The sequence below is a fragment of the Lacticaseibacillus sp. 30 genome (genome assembly GCF_053819265.1).
The window spans coordinates 182,808-201,598 of record NZ_JBSOQX010000001.1 but is presented as its reverse complement, the minus strand read 5'-3'; the positions used below and the strand labels follow the sequence as shown (position 1 = coordinate 201,598).

19 protein-coding genes are annotated in these 18,791 nt (G+C 46.3%); 12 read left to right on the top strand and 7 right to left on the bottom strand.

The features are described 5' to 3' along the window. From hisF to ACWPAB_RS00865, 7 genes are all read left to right on the top strand, one after another. Entirely contained in the window at nucleotides 1-759 is a 759-nt protein-coding gene (gene hisF / locus ACWPAB_RS00895) for an imidazole glycerol phosphate synthase subunit HisF (RefSeq protein ID WP_003565468.1), read from the top strand. Further along, nucleotides 756-1,088 carry a phosphoribosyl-AMP cyclohydrolase gene (hisI, locus tag ACWPAB_RS00890; RefSeq protein WP_003565465.1) on the top strand — a complete coding sequence of 111 codons (333 nt, stop codon included), beginning with the start codon at nucleotides 756-758 and terminating at the stop codon, nucleotides 1,086-1,088. The genes hisF and hisI overlap by 4 nt, the downstream gene beginning before the upstream one ends. Further along, nucleotides 1,085-1,417, top strand: a complete 333-nt coding sequence (gene hisE, locus ACWPAB_RS00885) for a phosphoribosyl-ATP diphosphatase (RefSeq protein ID WP_003584407.1) — start codon at nucleotides 1,085-1,087, stop codon at nucleotides 1,415-1,417. The genes hisI and hisE overlap by 4 nt, the downstream gene beginning before the upstream one ends. Before the next feature lie 83 nt (nucleotides 1,418-1,500). After that, nucleotides 1,501-2,622, top strand: a complete 1,122-nt coding sequence (gene hisC / locus ACWPAB_RS00880) for a histidinol-phosphate transaminase (RefSeq protein ID WP_003584405.1) — start codon at nucleotides 1,501-1,503, stop codon at nucleotides 2,620-2,622. Nucleotides 2,623-2,862: 240 nt separating this feature from the next. Further along, nucleotides 2,863-3,498, top strand: coding sequence for a nitroreductase family protein (locus ACWPAB_RS00875; RefSeq protein ID WP_003584403.1), 636 nt, complete (start codon nucleotides 2,863-2,865; stop codon nucleotides 3,496-3,498). A 221-nt stretch (nucleotides 3,499-3,719) separates the two neighbouring features. Continuing rightward, nucleotides 3,720-4,118, top strand: a complete 399-nt coding sequence (locus ACWPAB_RS00870; protein WP_003584401.1) for a GNAT family N-acetyltransferase — start codon at nucleotides 3,720-3,722, stop codon at nucleotides 4,116-4,118. A gap of 2 nt (nucleotides 4,119-4,120) precedes the next feature. Then, nucleotides 4,121-4,516, top strand: a complete 396-nt coding sequence (locus tag ACWPAB_RS00865; RefSeq protein WP_003584399.1) for a GNAT family N-acetyltransferase — start codon at nucleotides 4,121-4,123, stop codon at nucleotides 4,514-4,516. A 237-nt stretch (nucleotides 4,517-4,753) separates the two neighbouring features. Here the strand turns inward: ACWPAB_RS00865 and ACWPAB_RS00860 are convergent, their stop codons facing one another. Next, complete coding sequence (locus tag ACWPAB_RS00860; protein ID WP_003584397.1) at nucleotides 4,754-5,956, bottom strand: MFS transporter; 1,203 nt, start codon at nucleotides 5,954-5,956, stop codon at nucleotides 4,754-4,756. Between the two features lie 158 nt (nucleotides 5,957-6,114). On the opposite strand from ACWPAB_RS00860, the gene ACWPAB_RS00855 reads away from it, so the two are divergent. The 4 genes from ACWPAB_RS00855 to ACWPAB_RS00840 all read left to right on the top strand — a co-directional run bounded on the left by ACWPAB_RS00855 (nucleotide 6,115) and on the right by ACWPAB_RS00840 (nucleotide 10,612). After that, nucleotides 6,115-6,807 carry a response regulator transcription factor gene (locus ACWPAB_RS00855; RefSeq protein ID WP_003584395.1) on the top strand — a complete coding sequence of 231 codons (693 nt, stop codon included), beginning with the start codon at nucleotides 6,115-6,117 and terminating at the stop codon, nucleotides 6,805-6,807. Next, complete coding sequence (locus ACWPAB_RS00850; protein WP_003584393.1) at nucleotides 6,804-7,760, top strand: sensor histidine kinase; 957 nt, start codon at nucleotides 6,804-6,806, stop codon at nucleotides 7,758-7,760. Before ACWPAB_RS00855 ends, ACWPAB_RS00850 begins: the two co-directional genes overlap by 4 nt. A gap of 93 nt (nucleotides 7,761-7,853) precedes the next feature. Continuing rightward, nucleotides 7,854-8,624 carry an ABC transporter ATP-binding protein gene (locus ACWPAB_RS00845; protein WP_003584392.1) on the top strand — a complete coding sequence of 257 codons (771 nt, stop codon included), beginning with the start codon at nucleotides 7,854-7,856 and terminating at the stop codon, nucleotides 8,622-8,624. Next, nucleotides 8,621-10,612: an FtsX-like permease family protein gene (locus tag ACWPAB_RS00840; protein WP_052916016.1), complete on the top strand. Its 1,992-nt coding sequence runs from the start codon at nucleotides 8,621-8,623 to the stop codon at nucleotides 10,610-10,612. Before ACWPAB_RS00845 ends, ACWPAB_RS00840 begins: the two co-directional genes overlap by 4 nt. Nucleotides 10,613-10,678: 66 nt before the next feature. On the opposite strand, the gene ACWPAB_RS00835 is transcribed toward ACWPAB_RS00840, so the two are convergent. Beyond that, the gene (locus ACWPAB_RS00835; RefSeq protein ID WP_003565443.1) at nucleotides 10,679-11,032 is read right to left on the bottom strand and encodes a hypothetical protein; all 354 of its coding nucleotides are present in this window, start codon (nucleotides 11,030-11,032) and stop codon (nucleotides 10,679-10,681) included. Between the two features lie 106 nt (nucleotides 11,033-11,138). After that, a complete protein-coding gene (gene xerS / locus ACWPAB_RS00830) occupies nucleotides 11,139-12,251 on the bottom strand; it encodes a tyrosine recombinase XerS (protein ID WP_003579131.1) in 1,113 nt (370 codons plus the stop codon). An 89-nt stretch (nucleotides 12,252-12,340) separates the two neighbouring features. Here xerS and ACWPAB_RS00825 point away from each other — a divergent pair, with 89 nt between their 5' ends. Continuing rightward, nucleotides 12,341-12,499, top strand: a complete 159-nt coding sequence (locus ACWPAB_RS00825; RefSeq protein WP_016363573.1) for a hypothetical protein — start codon at nucleotides 12,341-12,343, stop codon at nucleotides 12,497-12,499. 905 nt (nucleotides 12,500-13,404) lie between these two features. On the opposite strand, the gene ACWPAB_RS00820 is transcribed toward ACWPAB_RS00825, so the two are convergent. The 4 genes from ACWPAB_RS00820 to pflB form a co-directional block, all read right to left on the bottom strand. After that, nucleotides 13,405-14,337 carry a manganese-dependent inorganic pyrophosphatase gene (locus ACWPAB_RS00820; RefSeq protein ID WP_003565440.1) on the bottom strand — a complete coding sequence of 311 codons (933 nt, stop codon included), beginning with the start codon at nucleotides 14,335-14,337 and terminating at the stop codon, nucleotides 13,405-13,407. 29 nt (nucleotides 14,338-14,366) lie between these two features. Continuing rightward, a complete protein-coding gene (locus tag ACWPAB_RS00815; RefSeq protein ID WP_003565438.1) occupies nucleotides 14,367-15,335 on the bottom strand; it encodes a LysR family transcriptional regulator in 969 nt (322 codons plus the stop codon). Between the two features lie 124 nt (nucleotides 15,336-15,459). Next, entirely contained in the window at nucleotides 15,460-16,311 is an 852-nt protein-coding gene (pflA, locus tag ACWPAB_RS00810) for a pyruvate formate-lyase-activating protein (protein ID WP_003570339.1), read from the bottom strand. Between the two features lie 131 nt (nucleotides 16,312-16,442). Further along, nucleotides 16,443-18,704 (bottom strand): formate C-acetyltransferase, encoded by a 2,262-nt coding sequence (pflB, locus tag ACWPAB_RS00805; protein ID WP_076665420.1) that lies wholly within the window; start codon nucleotides 18,702-18,704, stop codon nucleotides 16,443-16,445. Between the last annotated feature and the right edge of the window lie 87 nt (nucleotides 18,705-18,791).

The following is an 18,791-nucleotide window of genomic DNA, read 5'->3' as shown; positions in this document are numbered from 1 at the left end:
ATGCTGACAAAACGCATTATCCCATGTCTAGATGTAGATCACGGTCGGGTCAAAAAAGGCATCAATTTTGTGCAGTTAAAAGATGTCGGCGATCCTGTCGCTATTGCTAAGGCTTATCAGGAGCAAGGCGCAGATGAACTGGTCTTCTTAGATATTACCGCGACCAACGAAGCGCGCGGCACCTTGGTTCAAACGGTCGAAGCAGTGGCCAATCAAGTCTTTATGCCGCTGACAGTTGGCGGTGGCATTCAATCGGTCGCGGATATGCACGCTTTGTTGCGAGCAGGTGCGGACAAAGTCTCATTAAACTCAGCCGCAGTCGCCGATCCAAGTTTGCTCACAGCCGGTGCCGAAAAATTTGGTCGCCAAGCGATTGTTGCCGCGATTGATACACGTTGGCAAGCTGATCAAAATCGCTATCAGGTCACGGTTAACGGTGGCCGAACGCCAGTCGATCTCGATGCGATCACTTGGGCGAAACAAGCAGTTGCCGCAGGAGCAGGCGAATTACTCGTCACTTCGATGGATGCGGATGGCACTGAAAGTGGCTTTGATTTACGACTGTATCAACAACTCACTGCCGCCGTTCAAGTTCCGATCATTGCGAGTGGCGGCGCCGGTTCGACAGCAGACTTTGTCCAGTTGTTTACGCAAACCACGGTGTCGGCTGGCTTGGCAGCATCTATTTTTCACTTCGGCGAATTAACTGTCCCGCAAGTGAAAACCGCTTTAAAACAAGCAAAGGTGGCGGTTCGATGATCACACTTGACTGGGAAAAAGCCAATGGCCTGATCACCACAGTCGTTCAGGATGCAACCACCAAACAAGTGTTGATGGTCGCTTATATGAATCAAGAAAGTTTGGCAAAAACGATGGCAACCGGTGAAACTTGGTTCTGGTCGCGCAGTCGCAAAACATTGTGGCATAAAGGCGCCACCAGTGGCAACATTCAAACGGTTAAAACAATTGCAGTTGACTGCGATGCCGACACCTTGCTCGTCACCGTTGATCCGGCCGGCCCAGCATGCCATACCGGCCACATCAGCTGTTTTTATCGTCATTATCCGGAAGGGAAGGATCTTACATGACCCAAGCAAAGCAAAGTATTCCAACTCTATATGATTTCATCAAAGAACGTCAAGCAAATCCAGTTGCCGGTTCGTACACGGATTATCTTTTCACCAAAGGACTCGATAAAATTTTAAAAAAAGTCGGTGAAGAAAGCACAGAAGTGATTGTCGCCGCCAAAAATCCAGATGATCCGGCGTTTATCCTTGAAGTGGCCGACCTCACTTATCACGTCCTGGTTCTTATGGTTGAACGTGGTATCACGGTTGATCAAATTGCCACCGAATTGGCTAGTCGCGAAGGAAAGAAGAGCCGACTGCAAGAACGGTCAAAAATCGAGAAATATTAATGCCTTGAAGAGGGCATCGTTAATAGACAAAGCGTGAACAGGCTAGTTCCGAGCCAGCAAACGCTTTTAAGGAGGACGCCAACATGCTAAAACATACCGTCACTCATTTACAACCTTACATCCCCGAAAAACCCTTGGCAGATTTGGCGCAAGAACGCGCATTGCCGCATATTGTTAGAATGTCAGCAAACGAAAATCCTTTTGGCACTAGTGACAAGGTACAAACAGCAATCAAAAACTGGGACTTCACCCAAAGCCGTGACTATCCTGATGGCAATGCTAGCCGTTTACGATCAGCGGTCGCAGCTGAACTGGGCGTCACTGAAAGCCAACTTGTATTTGGTAATGGTTTGGATGAAATCATTGAGCTCATTGCCCGTACTTTTTTAGAGGCTGGGGATGAAGTGGTTGAGCCGTGGCCAACTTTCTCCGAATATCAGTTGCATGCCCAGATTGAAGGCGCCAAGGTTGTTAACGTACCGGTACAAGCGACGACCGGAGCATTTGATCTCGAGGCGCTGGCTCAGGCAATTACCCCCAAAACCAAACTGCTTTGGCTTTGCAATCCTAATAATCCGACAGGCACCTTGCTGTCACTGACTGAGCTAAAACAGTTCTTACAGCAAGTGCCACCAAGTGTTTTGGTTCTGATTGATGAAGCCTACATTGAATTTACAGATGATTATCCGGCTACCAGCGCACTCAAATTGTTACCACGCTTTGCTAATCTGGTTGTCTTGAGAACTTTCTCAAAAATATACGGCTTAGCCAATTTTCGAGTCGGCTTCGCCGTTGTGCCTGAGCAACTGGCAGCGACCATGCAATCCGTCCGCCTGCCATATAATCTGAGCAGTGTGGCCCAACTAGCAGCTTTCACTGCCCTTGGCGACCAAACATTTGTCCAGACAACCCGTGAACAGGTTCGGCAGGCACGAGAGGACTGGGAACGATTTTTAACGAAGGCTGGTCTGCCACATTATCAAAGTCAAACGAACTTCCAATTTTTTCAGGCTCCGCAGAAGCAAGCGGCCGCTTTGAAGGAACAGCTCTTGAATCACGGCTTTTTGGTTCGTGATGGCTTAAAGCCGGGATGGTTACGGATCACTTTTGGCACCACAGCGCAAAATATAGCCGTACAACAAATCATGACTGCGTTTCAGCAAGCAAAAAAAATAGCGACAACGAACCCGATCCGACCCTTTTAAGCATGTGCATCACCACCAGGGGATCAAATGCTTATTGACCTACCAATTTTTTCAACGCTGCTATTAAGCGCATCGTTGCGGTCACGAGATGACATTAGCGACAACTAATCATGGACTAAGCAGGGAATGTCACCGCTTCCATTTTCCACATAAAACCTATACCATTTTGAAAAACAGCTAGGAAAGCGCCCACATTTGGCGTATTCTGAAGATGTCCAAAAAATCTAAGAGGTGAATTTGATGTTGGAAAACAATAATTTTGATGAAGTTGTCCTTAAACGCCACACCGCCCGTGAATTTGATCCGGAAATCACCATTAGTAAAGGCGAGTTGTTACAAATGATTACTTATGCGACAAAAGCGCCCAGTGCCTTGAATATGCAGCCAACGCGGTTTGTCGTCGCACAAAGCAATGCGGCCAAAGAAAAAATCGCCGCAGTTGCTGGCACCAATGCACCGGAAATTTTATCCGCGTCCGCTGTGGTACTTATTGGTGGCGAAACCGACTTGGGACCATTTGAGGAGGATCTCTTCAAACGGGCGGAAGCGGCTGGTTTATTGACTGATCGGGCGATTGAGCATCAAAAACCAATGATTAAAAATCTTGTTGCCACCTTTAAAGAAAACCAACAAGCATTACGCGAATTTATTATTCAAAACAGTAGTCTTGCGGCAATGTCGTTCATGTTGGCTGCCCGCGCCTATGGCTATGAAACAGGTGCCATGACAGGTTTCGATCACGAAAAAATTATTCCGGCACTTGATTTGGATCCGGACCATTTCTTGCCGACATTGCTGATTGCTGTTGGTAAGCCTAAAGGAGCGCCGGATTCACTATATCGGATTCCAGCAAGTAAGATCACTGTTTTCAAATAAAAACTGTCACCGTCAAGCACCTCAAAGTGATCGCCGTCAACGACTTGAATATCTTATTGACTCACTCATTATCACAGGTGGTTTTGCTAGATGACGTGAAGCTTAACCAAAAGGCCGGATTTTTTCTCGGCCTTTTTGGGTACTACCAGATTCAAACGTTACTTTTCAGTTTGCGACACACCGCAAAAAGACGACTTTTCAAGAAAAAGGAGTTGGGTTGATTGTCCTATACCATTAAAATCAATGCACCATTAAGTGTTCAGCAAGTCCATGATTTGTATCAACAAACGCAATTTAACAAGCCAATTGATGATCCTGACCGCTTGCAGACAATGATTGCCGAAACCCCACTTGTTCTGAGTATGTGGGATGGGGCGAAATTGATCGGCTTTGCTAGGTGTTTGACGGATTTTGAATATTGCTGCTACTTGAGTGATATTTTGATTTTACCTGCTTATGAAGGCCACCAACTTGGGCATCAGCTCATGACGACCTTACAAGCTTATATCGGGCCGCGGGTCACGCTGTCATTGAAGGCAGCAGATTCGGCGATCGGCTTCTATGAACGCATCGGATTGCTAAAAGCCGATAACATGTTTCGAATTGGCAGGGAGGGATAACCATGATTAAAATTGCAACTAATCACGCCATTACCGCTGACCAATTCATTCATGTCCTAACAGCATCGGGCATCAACCGACCGACTGAGGATCGCGGCCGCATGCAACGCATGCTCAACAATGCCAACGTTTTATTAACAGCGTGGGACGATGAACAGTTAATCGGCGTTTTACGCGGCGTGTCAGATCGCTCCTATTGTACATTTGTGTCAGAATTAGCTGTAACGAAGGATTATCAACATCAAGGCATTGCCACCAAGTTGCTTCTCCAATTACGGACAATGCAGGGGCCAAATGTCTCGATCATGCTGTTATCAGCGCCTAGTGCCATGACTTTTTATCCAAAAGTCGGCTTTGAACCGGTGCCAACTGGGTTTAAGGTTCAACGCCGGTATTAATCGGCCGACTGAGGATGTGCCATCACGGACAGCGACCATATAAAAAAGAATGATTGGCCGTCTTTAGGAAAATCATTCTTTTTTTCTTGTCTATAATCTAATAGGACTTAAGGATCGTCATGGCAAGGCAGAGCCGTCGTAGGCCAGATATAGCTAAAAATGTCGACGTTTGGCACCGATCTTGTTTTGAATTTTGGCCCATTAGCGCTGCTAGCGGCAACTAAAGAACAGAATGGCTTACCACGAAAGCTTACGCAGCCGGTGCCAGAACCAGTAAGCAACACCAATGAGCAACAAGCCAGTGACCACAAAAATGCGGCCAATTGACACCTGATCTGCCAGTGGTCCGTAGACCAACATCGCTAATGGATAAATTCCCGTCGATAGGATGGCCCAAAGCGAAAATACACGACCTAACTTATCAGCAGGGACATTTTCCTGAAGATAAATGGTTTGACCGGCTTGAATCAGTGGGTAAAAGATTCCGGAAACAAACATAAACAGTAAATAGAAGCTAAAGGATTGCGGCAGTCCCATCTCAGCGAAGGCAAGACCACTGCCGGCAAAGCCGATGGCAATCAAGCCAAGTTGATCGCGAAAATGTTTGTGACGGGCGATATAAAGGCCGCCAAGTCCCGCGCCAATGGTCCAAAACCACTCATTAAACGTCAAATGCCAAACTTCTGATCCAAATGTTCGATTAACATACAATGTTGATAATTGTGATGAAGGGGCAACGAGGATAAACGCCAACCCAGTAAATAGCATGAAGGCCAGCAAAATCGGTGTTCGTTTGACATATTGCAACCCAGCGAGAATCCCATCGGCGCGTTTGGCTGCTCGATCATGACTGGCACTCGGCGTTCGTACGTGCACCACACTCAAAAACAGGATGGCCAACGCGGCAGATAAGGCGTCTACCACAAAAATCCAAAAAATCCCAAGGTCACTTAAAATATAACCAGCCAACAGCGGCGACATCACGAGCATGGCCGCCATCAGGATTTGATTGTAACCATTTACCCGCGTGAGATGCTTGGCAGGGACCAGTTGTGGCAACAAGGCATTCGCTGCGGGATTTTCTAAACCGTTGCCAAAACTACGAATCACAGCAATCACGAGCAGCAACCAAAGATCTTGCGTCATAAAAGCAAAGATAGACGCAACTAATAATGTCAGTAAGGTGACAACAGCCGCCGAGAGCACAATTAACATTTTACGATTATAGCGATCGGCCAACACGCCAGCCGTGAGCGAGATTAAAATTGCTGGCAATGCGGTCGCCAGCGAGACATAGGTCATCCATGCCCCTGACGACGTTTTTAGCGCAATATCCCACAACACAGCATAGAACACGGTCGAACTGCCAAAAACAAATAAATTTTGACTGAGAAGAAACGCTGCTGTTTGCGCTTGCCAACCTAGATTTTTATGTGACACTCTCAACACCCGAAATCAGTTAGAATAGAAACTGTCCTTAGTGTAAATCAAAGTGATGTAAAAACCTATGATCTAGCCCAGACGAACTATTAGCACGTTTGAATGGCAGTTTCTGACTCACAAAACAAGTTGAAGATACCCAAGGGGATGTATACGAGATGGCACAGAAAATTTTTATTGTCGAAGATGACGCGGTGATTGCCAAAACGATTAGTGATTACTTAAATCGCTGGGCGTTTGCCGTCAGCACGGTCACCAAGTTTGACCAAGTTGACGCGGAAATCTCAGCGGCGGCACCAGACCTAGTCATCATGGACATCAGTCTGCCATATTTTAATGGTTTTCACTGGCTAAGCGAGTTACGCAAACATAGTAAGGTACCGGTCATCTTTTTAACAAGTTCTGGGGATGATATGAACCTTGTCATGGCGATGAACTTAGGAGCCGATGACTTTCTGGCTAAGCCGATTGAATTGCCGGTGTTGCTGGCGAAAATTCAAGGGATGCTGCGGCGCACTTATCAATATCAGCAAATCGACACCAATTTATCGCACGGCGCCTATACGCTCGTGCCGACCGATAATCAGCTAAAAACGGCTAAGCAGGTTGTTGCTCTGACACCGACTGAGACAAAATTGCTAAGTCTTTTGTTCAGCGCTGACGGTGAGGTGGTGTCGCGGGAAGCGATGATCGAAAAGCTGTGGGAAGGCGACGATTTCATTGATCGCAATGCTTTAGCCGTGAACATGAACCGTCTGCGCAAGAAAGTCACTTCAATTGGTTTGGCGCAATTAATTGAAACAGTGAAGGGTAAAGGGTACCGGTTGGCAAGTGAGGGGACAAAGCCATGATAAAAGCTTATTGCCGCTCGCGTTGGGCAATTTGGTTATTGCTAGCGACCTTACTGGCAACAGGTTTTTTGGCAAGCTGGTTGTTGGCCAACTCCTTTGAGATTGTCCTGAATATGTGGTTTTTTGCGACAGCGCCACTGGCAGTGATTGTGAGCATTGATTATTGGCGTTTTCGCCGTGAATGGCAGCAACTGCAAGACGATCATCCAATTGATCCTGTGCAGATCACGGATCCATTAAGCCTGGCTTATTATCAAAAAATCCAAACGCTGACGCAAAAGCTGCGCACAACCAGAGATACTGCCCACGAACAAGAACAAGAAACGCTCGACACGCTGCAGCTATGGACACATCAAATCAAAACGCCGCTGACCGCGTTAGATCTTCTATTGCAAGTCGAACCTGTTAACGCCAAAGATGCCCGACTTGAAATCAGCAAAATCGATCGGTATCTTGCGGTCATGTTGAACTATCTGAAGTTGACAACATTAAATACCGATCTTGTTTTAACTGAACTGCCACTCAAACCGTTAGTCAATGAGACCGTTCGTGACTTGGCGAAGCTGTTTATCGCCAAGGACCTGACCGTGACTGTGGGGCCATTGCCAACTGTTATTAGTGACAGTCAATGGCTGCATTTTATTTTTGAACAATTGCTAACCAATGCCATTAAATATACCCCGCACGGTTCAATTAAGATTTATGCCAAAGGGGATGCTGTCATGGTGGCCGACACCGGTATCGGGATTTTGGCCGAAGATTTACCGCGGATTTTTGAACAAGGTTATTCCGGCTACAACGGCCGCGCAAATCAGAAAGCTAGCGGTTTGGGGCTATTTTTGAGCAAACAAATCGCTGAAAAGCTTGGCCTGACGCTAACTGTCACCTCAGAAATTGGGCAAGGCAGCACATTTGCCATTCATTTTCCCCAAACGCGGTGGCAAGTGGAGTAAGCTACCTTACCAGCTTGTAAGCAACTACGAGTCACTGTAAGTAGGCATGGGGCATCATCCCCGCTAAGCTAATAAATGAAAGGGGACGATCACATGTCAACATTACTTAAATTAAAAAATATCGAAAAAACTTATACCAGTCGCGGGGCTCAGCCGGTGCGTGCCTTGACGAACATCAGTTTCACTGTTGAAGCCGGTGAATTTGTGGCAATTATGGGTGAATCAGGTTCTGGCAAAAGCACCTTGCTAAATCTGATTGCAACGCTGGACGATCCAACCGGCGGCGATATTAGTCTAAACGGACAGGATCTGAGCAACGTCAAGGAAGGTGCCCGGGCTAAGTTTCGTCGAGAACACCTCGGTTTCATCTTTCAGGATTTCGACTTGCTTGACACCTTCAATGTTCAAGACAACATCTTTCTCCCATTAGTCCTTGCCAAGAAGCCTCTCGAAATTATGAGAAATCGGCTAACTAAGCTCGCACCACGACTAGGCATTGATGCCTTGCTGAAAAAATATCCTTACGAGCTTTCCGGCGGCCAACAACAGCGCGTGGCGGCAGCGCGCGCGATGATCACCGAGCCAGAAATTTTGTTGGCTGATGAACCCACCGGCGCCTTGGATTCTAAAACTTCTACAGAACTGCTTGATCTGCTCACAGATGTGAATGCCGAAAACCGGCAAACGATCCTCATGGTAACGCACAGTGCTGTGGCGGCCAGTCACAGCCGACGAGTATTATTTATTCGCGACGGTCAAATTTTTCATCAACTTTATCGTGGGGATCTCGATCAACCAGCCTTTCTAACCCGTATCAGCGAGACGATGACCGCCATGCTGACAAAGGCAGGCGATGGACAATGAAATTCTACTTTAAGCTCGCTGCAAGTAACTTGAAAGCCGATCGCCGCCTGTTTGTTCCGTTTGTCACAACCACTAGCTTCCTGATGGCCGTCAACCTAATCATGCTGAATGCTTACGCCAGTAGTGATGTCTTGTTTAAAAAGCTGGGGGCAGCCGCTGGCAAGTCACTGTTCATGTTCGGCACAGATGTCATCGTGATTATCTCTGTGATTCTCGCCATCTACGCAAACAATTTTCTGCGCAAACAGCGTATTCGTCAGTTAGGACTTTACAACATCATCGGGTTTGGCAAAGGTGAACTCGGCAAAATGATGGCAGTGGAGAAGCTGCTGCTGTTACTAACCACTTTACTGTTCGGTGGTATTCTCGGTACCGTCCTTTCCCGCATCAGCTACCTTGCGCTCGCCAAAATGCTCAAAGTCGACCACAATCTTGACTTTGGGTTAAGCCAGCAAGCCTTCAGTATCGCTGGGATCATTACCATCGGCTTATTCGTTGTTTTGCTGTTAGTTGATGAACTTTGGCTCATTCGCAAACGGCCAATCGAAATCGTGCGAGCACAACGAGCAGGTGAGCGGGAGCCCAAGACAAAGTGGGTGACGCTAATTGTTAGCCTTATCGCCTTAATTGCCGGCTACTATATCGCGGTCACAACAACTAATCCACTACAAGCAATGAGTATGTTTTTTGTTGCCGTGATCTTAGTCATCTGCGGCACTTATGGACTGTTCACCGCCGGATCGGTCTTCGTCTTAAAATGGTTGCGAAACCGCAAAAATTACTATTACAAACCCAAGCATTTTATCAATGTAGCTAATTTACTCTATCGTATGCAACAAAACGGCGCTGGCCTTGCATCTATTGTCATTTTGGTGACGATGACCTTGATTACGCTCGCCAGCACAGCCACGTTGTTCTTCGGTATCAATGAAGTCGTCAATACGAATACGCCGGTTGATTTGTCATATGTTCTCAAGGCAAACGACACCACTGCACCCGGCAAGGTGGCACGGATGGCCAGCGCGAATCATGTCATCATCAAGTCACAACACACTTTTGTTGGACCGTCCAGTACGATGGCTTTACTTGATGGCAATCGTCTTGAATCGCAGGCCAATGTCAATGGTCCGTTCAGTATGGGCAATGCGCGCTCGGTGCAATTGATGACCATTGAGAGCTACAACCGCTTTACCAGGCATCATGCCCGCGTTAAGTCAGGGGAAGTGTTGATCTATACATCCAAAAATTTTCCTAGCAAGACCATTCGCATTGGTCAAAAGACTTACAGGATCGGAAAACGTGCAGGTAGCTTTCCAAATGCACAAGCGACTTTTATCCCCAATCTTTTTATTGCCTTTCCTGAAGAGAAGCAAATGATCGACGCCATGCAGCATCTGAGAAATGCACGCTATCAAAACGCGGCTGAGGCACAAGCTGATATCACCACAAGTCAAGATGTGATGTTGCAAGGAAGCCATGCCAATCAGCTTAAGCTCTATGAAGCGGTGGTCAAGAGTCGTATCGCTGAATCGGCCTCAGTTCAATCGAAAGCCGTGAATTACGATGAGACCATGAGTATCATGGGCAGCTTTCTCTTCCTCGGCATCATTTTCGGCGTCACCTTCATTTTGGCAACCTTATTGATCTTGTATTATAAACAGTTATCTGAAGGCTATGCCGATGCCCGCCGCTACACAATCTTACAACGCGTCGGCTTAAGCTTGCGAGAAGTGCGCGCAACCATCAACAGCCAGTTACTAATGCTGTTTTATCTGCCATTACTCGTAGCAGGGATTCATGTCGGATTTGCATTGCCATTCATTCAACGCATCATGATAATGTTTGGCTTACCGAATTGGCAGTTCTTCCTGACTGTCTCACTCATCACACTAGGTATCTTCGCGATCATCTATGTCCTCATGTACAAGCTCACCGGTAACGTGTACTATCGCATCGTCTCGCGTCGCCAAGCTACCAGTCGCAGCTAACTAAAAAAGCGTCGAAACGCCAGTAAAAATACTGTCGCTCGACGCTTTTTTCGTTGATGCCAGCAATTAAGCCGGCTGCAATGCCTTGATTTCATCAATGATCTTCAACAGCGTTTGCTCAGCTGTTTGATAGTCCGCCATTTTATCGGCAAACTGCTCGTCAAAACCAGCCAACCCGCCAGCAGCAAAGGCATACTCATAGGCATACACCGCTTCATAGGCGGCCGCAAACCGCTTTAGCAAATCATGATATTGTTCGCCGCCAAGTTGCAACGCCATCTGAATCACGCGAAAGTCCGTATACGCCATCTCAAATTGAACTGCCCATGCCCGCATAAAATCATGTCGGGCCTGAATATGCAGGAAATGATGCTCCGTTGTCCATGCTAATCGGTTCACTGAATCTTTAACATCTAACACAATCAATCCCACCTTTCCGTTTCGATCTGACTCGATTATAGGCTGGTCTGGCGAAATAAGCTTTCAAAAGACTCGATGATCAACTTCAGTAACCATCTCTCGTCAATTAAGCTTGTTCATGCCCGCGATCGGTTGCTTTTGCGGCCGTTTCAGAAACCTCACGCAAGGCTTCTTTACCGCTTTTATCACTGAGATTGATATACAGATCTGTTGCACTTGTGGTCGTCTGACCGAGCTGATCCGCAACCTGCTGTACATCCTTGGTGACCGTATAAATATTGGTTCCCAAAGTGTGCCGGGCCTTATGTGGTGTTGATGGCCGACCATAATCGGTTGTATAACGCTTGAAAAAGGCTTCGATTGTATTTTGGCGAATCCGATTGATTTTTTGGCCGACAACTGTCACAAACAGGGGAGAAGTCGGCTTTTGATAACCGATAATAGCCGCTCGCTGCGTTAAGTAAGCCTGAACATACGGATCAATCCAGTCTGCAAAATTGACGCGATCCTGAAAGTTGCCTTTGCGAACAACTTGGACCGTATGCCGATCCATGTTCAAATCTTCCAGATTCATATTCACCAATTCGCTGACTCGAACCCCTGAGCCAAACAGTAAGGCAATCATGGCCAAGTTGCGCACTTTTGTCGCCTCAAAATAGCGCCGCGGCTTGGCTGGCAGTTGTTGCGCATAACTTTGATCCAACCACTGTAAAAACTTAGCATCTTCACCGTCCACAAACAGCATTTCCTGTAGCTTGTGGTTTCGGTAACTCGCAGTTTCAGTATGGGTTTTAAGTTTTACCTTGTTCCAGACATTCCGATAGAAATAAGGTTCGCCATCTGCATGGGGTTCACTTTCCTCCGTCAAAAACCGATAAAGCGCCTTGATCCCGACTAAGCGCAAAGCAACACTGCGACGAGTCATTCGCTTGTTGTGGTGCGTCTTGGAAGGCCGTTCAAGCAAATACGCCATAAATGCCTGGGCATCACGCAACGACAAATGTTCTAACACGGTCAGCGGGACGGTTTGCGGTGAGGAAGCGGCCGTCACACCACTGTTAATCAGCCAGTTCAGAAACTCTTGATAAAAATGTAAATACTGATAAAGCGTCGAATCGGCGATCGGGATCGCTTTTTGGCTCTGATAATAGTCCTGAATGTAATCCGGCAGGGCAGGTAGCATTGTATGAATTAATTTCGAATAATTTTGTGTCGACACAGATTTCACCTCGAACGTATGTTTTCTTTTAGATAATGTTAGTATACGCGAAAACAACTGTACTTGGCGAGGGCTAGTGTTGATGAAAAATGAACGGTGGTGCTGGTTCAGCCATTGCTCTGCCATGTGAAGCAGAATTGAATAAAGTTTTAGCTTTATCCAAAGGTGAGCAAAGATGTCAGCAAACGCCTGTTGGTCAGACAAATTTTAGCTGGCATAATTCTGGCATGAATTCGGCTATTAAATGAGTTCACTTCGGTCAATCATTCAGCAAACTTATTTTGGCCATTGGTCAACAAAATAAGTTTGCTGAATGTTACGTGACCCTCAATTGTTGTTGAGTCAATTTCAAACTACACAACTCAAAAAATCATCAAGCAACTCGAAGCCGGCTAACTGACGAGAATCTCACAACATCATGAAGCTTGAATTGATATGCATTTTTCTGGTTTTGGCTAGCGTGACATTTTCAATCAAACAAATGCATGCAACTCAGCGTAAACGCAAAGATCCAATTCATAATTGATTGCCTTGGTAAAAAATGCAATCGCCACCACCAACATTACGTCCGGACCACAAATTTTTGACAGCCATCTGAAAGAGGGGACACCCAGATTCGCAGATCAAGTGGCAAAGCCAATTATTTATATTCTACTTTACATAATATATATTATGCGAAGTAGTGCTTGAAGAGACGGCATCGTGCCATTCTCGCAATATTTACGTTGGCGACTATTTGATTCGGAATTTCATACAGCACCCGATAGCCGCGCCGCCTAATTTTTTGAATCGCTGCTTGCAGCCAAGTCTTTAAAAGCTTCTACAATCATTGGATATTTTTTGCTTGAGTTTTTTTCGTTAAGTCACTTGCGACGAACAACTATCAAGTTGAATTCCCGAACTCGTCTCAGAATGCGTCTCTCAGCATGCTTCAAAACCAGCCAAAATGACCCATGACGACTTGCTGTTGATTCGACCCGCGAATTGCTACACAAATTTCAAATTCACGCATCACGAACTGCTAGCCAGCTTTATATTTAACAGATTTCGCAAAAAGATGGCTAGAGACTTTTTGCAAACAAAAAAGCCGCAACTAGCTAGCTGCGACTTTCCTTAGAACAATAAAACAATTGTGTACAATTAAAGATGAAAACTAACCTTCAAACGTGCTCTGCATTGGCGGAACGACCTGCTTTTTGCGGGAAACAACCCCAGGCAATGCCAAACGCGCGTCCTTGTCGAACTGTTCGTTGAAAGCACTGGCGATTTTATCGCGGTCAGCACCGACTGCGAAACCAGTTGAATTGCTGTCCAAGATGTCAGTGGCAATCAGCAGGAAATCGTCGTAACCTTTCGCCTGCGCCTCTTTGGTCATGGCACTGATCAATTCGTCCTGACGTGCGTAAATGTCGTTCAGATCGACGGTATTGACCTGTCCGATGCGAATAGACTTGCCGCCCATGGTGAAACTCTTAGCATCGCCTTCGATAATGTCCATATCTGACTTGGCGGCCAAATTAGTGCCTGCCTTCAGCATGGCAAGACCATATGACTGCAAATCAATGCCGGCAATCTTCGCCATTTCTGGCAAAATCTTCTTATCCTTGTCGGTTGCAGTCGGCGACTTCAACAACAGCGTGTCTGAAATCAAACCAGAAGCCATCAAACCAGCCAATGTTGGCGAAATCTTGAAGCCATATTCTTGGAACATCTCAAAAATGACGGTATTGGTGCTGCCAACCGGTTCTGCTCGGTAAAACAGCGGCGCTGCCGTGTGGAAGTTAGCGATGCGATGATGGTCGACAACAGAATCAATCGTCACGTCTTCGATATCACTGACACTTTGTTGAAATTCGTTGTGATCAACCAACATGACATGATCCGTCTCGTTGGCTGCCGTCTTGATAACCCGCGGTGCCTGAACCTTGAAGTGATCAAGGACGAACTTAGTTTCATCGTTCGGTTCGCCTAATGCTACCGCCTCAACATCCGTGTTGCCTGCCTGTTTCTGAAATTCTGCCCAGCTCATGGCACTCGTAATCGCGTCGGTGTCCGGGTTCTGATGCCCAAAAATCAAAGTCGTCATCTTATCTGATCGCTCCTCAACTGAATAGTTTACTTATCAAGTTTAACACGGTTTTCACTGACCCGCGACAAGTAATCTTTTTCCTTCAGATAATCGTCAAAGGTCTGGAAGAAGTTCGAGATCCGCGGAATGTCAGCTTTCTCTTTGCGATAAACAAAAGAAATCTCAAAGCGAATGGCCGGATCAAACGCAATAGCATAGGCCTTGATTTGATCAGCGCGTGCCCGAACAAAACTGGTTGGTAAGGCCGTGTTGACCCCTGACAAGTTAACGAATTGGGTTAACTGATATGGCGTGGTGAAATGTGCGACCACGTGCGGGAAATCAACCATTTGATTCTTGTACGCCTCACGCAGAAGCTGTCCAAGGAAATAGTCGTCAGGATAAGTTGCCCAAGGTTCAGCTAAAGTATCTTTGAAATGGATTCGCTTACGGTTAGCCAAGGCGTCATCGTGGTGCAAGAACAGCAATTGTTCATCAATAATTTTCTTGCTGGCGTATGGTTTCCAGTTCTTAATGGTCTCATCTGGCAGATTCATGATAGCCAAATCAATCTGGTTGTTTTCCAAGGATTCCCAAATTTCGTGACGGGTCATCATCCGTAGCGTCACTTCAACTTCAGGATTCAGTTGATAGTAATGAGCAATGAACGCAATAAAGGCGCTGTCCTCAATTGAGCTTAATAACCCAATATTGATTTTTCCGACGGTTGCACTGGTTGTTTGTTGAATTTCGTCGGTTGTCTGGTTTAAGATCTCGTAGATCTCATGGGTTGACTTTAACATGGTCTGACCAGCGTCAGATAAATGCAGTTTCTTCCCGACAGAATAAAACAGCGGTGCCCCCACCGTCCGTTCCAATTTCTTGATCTGCTGTGTTAAGGCTGGCTGGGTAATGCCAAGCAATTGGGCGGCTTGGGTGTAGTTCATGGTTTCTGCCAATTGCAGAAAATAAGTTAGTGTCTTTGAGGAAAAAATGCGCTCTTGTTTCGTTTTCATAGGGCGGCTTCCCTTTCGTTTATAATTTAATAATATCGTTCAACCATCATCATAAGTGGCAATGAAAAAAAACGCAACGAATTTGCCGCGTTTTTAATCGTTACGTTAAGTTCTAGCTAAAAATTCAGTTGCTCGCAACTGGTTTCGGACGCCAGCTTTGCCATCCGGTATAATCCTTAACGTGCAGCAGATTCTCTGCATTCTTAACGCGATCGGCAGACGGCGGTTCGATGCCTTCAAGCGGGTACGTAATGCCAAGCTCGTGATACTTTTTAACGCCTAACGTGTGATACGGCAGAATCTCAACTTTTTGGACCACGTTTTTGTCCAATGTCGCAATATAGTCCCCTAACCGTTTGAGATAAGGGTCAAAGTCAGTGCGTTCCGGGACCAGAACGTGGCGAATCCACATGTCATCACCATGCGCCGACATATACTGCACCATATCCAAAATATTTTCATTAGGAAAACCGGTGAGCTTTTTATGCTCGGCCGAATCAATGTGTTTTATATCAACTAATGAGATGTCAGTAACAGCCATCAGCTTTTCAAACTGGCCAAACCACGGTTGGTCACGCGTGAAGGGGCCGCCTGACGTATCGAGGCAAGTCGAAATTCCCAGTGCCTTAGCCTTGGTGAAGAGTTCGAGAATGAAATCGATTTGTACCAAACTCTCACCGCCACTGCAGGTAATACCCCCTTGGTCACCCCAGAAAGCTTTATAGCGCTGGGCATCCGCCAAAATTTGATCAGCCGTCATTTCTTCACCAACCCCAATGTTCCAGGTGTCAGGGTTGTGACAATACTGGCAACGCATGCGACACCCTTGCATAAAGACAACGAAGCGAATACCAGGGCCATCGACCGAACCAAAACTTTCGACCGAGTGAACATACCCTTTGATCGGGCCATCATGATCCTGACCAACTTGTTCTAAGATATTTAATGGGCTTTGTGACTGATCGATGAGTTTCATCTTATTGCCTCCACTACAACATCATGTGTCGTTTTCAATTGATTTTCATTTCATTCTGCCAAAAAACGGCAACAGCATCGTTGCCGTCTTTTGGCAAAACAGGAATGACTTCCTGTCTTGAGTTAAGCTGCTTACATTTCTTCGAAGAAGGTCCGAGCAATGACATCGTCTTGTTGTTCCTTGGTCAAATCTGCGAAGTAGACGCAGTAGCCAGAAACCCGAACGGTCAATGTTGGGTATTCTTCTGGGTGCTTCTGAGCATCAATCAGGGTCTCCTTGTTGAAGACGTTGATGTTCAAATGCATGCCGCTGTTTTCCATATAGCCGTCAACCATGTGAACCAAGGTATCCTTACGAGTTTCATCATCGTGGCCCAGTGTGTTCGGAGTAACCCCAAACGTATTACTAATGCCGTCAGTTGCGTAATGATACGGAATCTTGGCGGTGGACATCAGGGATGCCAATGCGCCGTTCTTTTCTGCGCCGTATGCCGGGTTGGCACCTGGTGAGAATGGTTCGCCTTTTTGACGACCGTTTGGTGTTGTCCCTGTATTCTTACCATAAACCACGTTGGAAGTAATGGTCAGGACACTGGTACTCAACTTCGCGCCGCGATACAGATGATGCGTGTTCATCTTGTTATAGAAGGTCTTAACCAACCACTTAGCGATGTCATCAGCGCGATCATCGTTGTTACCATAGCGTGGATAGTCATCATTGTCAGCAACGAAGTCAACTGCAGCACCGTTTTCATCGCGAATTGCCTTGACATGACCATACTTGATTGCACTGATGGAATCAACTGCGTGTGACAGGCCGGAAATCCCGGTTGCGAAGGTCCGGTTCAGTTGGGTATCCTTCAATGCCAGCTGTGCAGCTTCATAATAATACTTGTCATGCATATAGTGAATCACATTCAAAGCATTGACATACGTGTCGGCCAGCCAGTCCATCATCTTGTCGAACTTATTCATGAATTCTTTGTAATCAATGTAATCGCTGGTGATCGGTGCATATTCAGGCCCTACTTGCGCTTCCTGAATTTCATCTTTCCCACCGTTGATCGCATACAGAACTGTCTTAGCTAAGTTAGCACGGGCACCAAAGTATTGAACGCCATCAGCAATTGGTTGTGCCGAGACACAGCAAGCAATACCGTAGTAATCGGTACCCCATTCGTTGCGCATCAGATCATCATTTTCATATTGAATGGTTGAACTTTGGATGGATACTTCGGTTGCATAGCGTTTGAAGCCTTCTGGCAAGCGTTCGCTCCAAAGCAAGGTGATGTTTGGTTCTGGTGCTGCGCCCATGTTGTCCAAAGTCTTCAGGAAACGGAAAGCCGTCTTGGTAACGTGGTGACGGCCATCATTGCCCATTCCTGCCAATGACAAGGTTGCCCAGATTGGATCGCCTGAGAACAGTGAGTTATATTCTTCAGTCCGGATGAAACGAACCATCCGCAATTTCATAACCAAATGATCAATCAGTTCCTGTGCCTGTTCTTCGTTCAATTTGCCTAAGCGCATATCGCGTTGGATATAAGCATCAATAACCGTATCGATCCGGCCAACGGACATTGCGGCACCGTTTTGAGTCTTAACAGCAGCCAGATAGCCAAAGTAGATCCACTGAACAGCTTCTTGCGCATTAGCTGCCGGACGCGAGATGTCATAGCCATATTCCTTGGCCATCTTCTTCATGTCGTTTAAGGCACGATATTGTTCATTGATTTCTTCACGCAGTTTGATCACATCGTCAGTCATTTCGCCGTCGCCAGTCAAGTTATAATCCTTGAACTTCTCGGCCATCAAACGATCGATCCCGTAAACAGCGATCCGTGGGAAATCAGAAACAATCCGGCCACGACCATATGCGTCTGGCAAGCCAGTCACGATCTTGTAATGGCGAGCCTTTCGCATATCAGGGGTATAAGCATCAAAGACACCTTGGTTATGGGTCTTACGATATTCATTGAAAATCTTGTGTTCTTGAGGATCTGTCTTGAAGCCATAAGATTCCAATGCATCTTCAGCCATTCGAATACCGCCAAATGGCATGAATGCTCGTTTGAATGGCTTGTCGGTCTGAACACCAACAATCTTTTCAAGATCTTTGTTCAAATAACCAGGGCCGTGTGAGGTGATCGTAGATGGAATATTGTTGTCAGCATCCAAAACACCGCCATTTGCACGTTCTTGCTTCTTTAAATTTAGAACCTGATTGTTCAGGACTATTGTCGCTTCAGTGGGGCCAGCAAGGAAACTTTCGTCCCCGTCATATTGGTTCAGGTTATGCTCGATAAAATCGCGCACATTAATTTCTTCTTGCCAGTCGCCGCCGTTAAAGCCTTCCCAATAATTAGGAACTTTGGTTTCGTCAAGCTGTTTCATAGTTGTTTGCCTCCTAAAGTGGATTACAGATGTGACAGTTCTTACAAACACAGTATAACACGCCGCCAAATCTATGCAAGCGTTTTA

Coding starts and splice junctions, on each gene's coding strand:
- hisF (WP_003565468.1), top strand. CDS start 1: ATGCTGACAAAACGCATTATCCCATGTCTAGATGTAGATCACGGTCGG.
- ACWPAB_RS00825 (WP_016363573.1), top strand. CDS start 12,341: ATGAACGGTGGTGCTGGTTCAGCCATTGCTCTGCCATGTGAAGCAGAA.
- ACWPAB_RS00850 (WP_003584393.1), top strand. CDS start 6,804: ATGATAAAAGCTTATTGCCGCTCGCGTTGGGCAATTTGGTTATTGCTA.
- ACWPAB_RS00845 (WP_003584392.1), top strand. CDS start 7,854: ATGTCAACATTACTTAAATTAAAAAATATCGAAAAAACTTATACCAGT.
- ACWPAB_RS00865 (WP_003584399.1), top strand. CDS start 4,121: ATGATTAAAATTGCAACTAATCACGCCATTACCGCTGACCAATTCATT.
- ACWPAB_RS00820 (WP_003565440.1), bottom strand. CDS start 14,337: ATGACGACTTTGATTTTTGGGCATCAGAACCCGGACACCGACGCGATT.
- hisC (WP_003584405.1), top strand. CDS start 1,501: ATGCTAAAACATACCGTCACTCATTTACAACCTTACATCCCCGAAAAA.
- pflB (WP_076665420.1), bottom strand. CDS start 18,704: ATGAAACAGCTTGACGAAACCAAAGTTCCTAATTATTGGGAAGGCTTT.
- hisE (WP_003584407.1), top strand. CDS start 1,085: ATGACCCAAGCAAAGCAAAGTATTCCAACTCTATATGATTTCATCAAA.
- ACWPAB_RS00875 (WP_003584403.1), top strand. CDS start 2,863: ATGTTGGAAAACAATAATTTTGATGAAGTTGTCCTTAAACGCCACACC.
- ACWPAB_RS00840 (WP_052916016.1), top strand. CDS start 8,621: ATGAAATTCTACTTTAAGCTCGCTGCAAGTAACTTGAAAGCCGATCGC.
- hisI (WP_003565465.1), top strand. CDS start 756: ATGATCACACTTGACTGGGAAAAAGCCAATGGCCTGATCACCACAGTC.
- pflA (WP_003570339.1), bottom strand. CDS start 16,311: ATGAAACTCATCGATCAGTCACAAAGCCCATTAAATATCTTAGAACAA.
- ACWPAB_RS00815 (WP_003565438.1), bottom strand. CDS start 15,335: ATGAAAACGAAACAAGAGCGCATTTTTTCCTCAAAGACACTAACTTAT.
- ACWPAB_RS00855 (WP_003584395.1), top strand. CDS start 6,115: ATGGCACAGAAAATTTTTATTGTCGAAGATGACGCGGTGATTGCCAAA.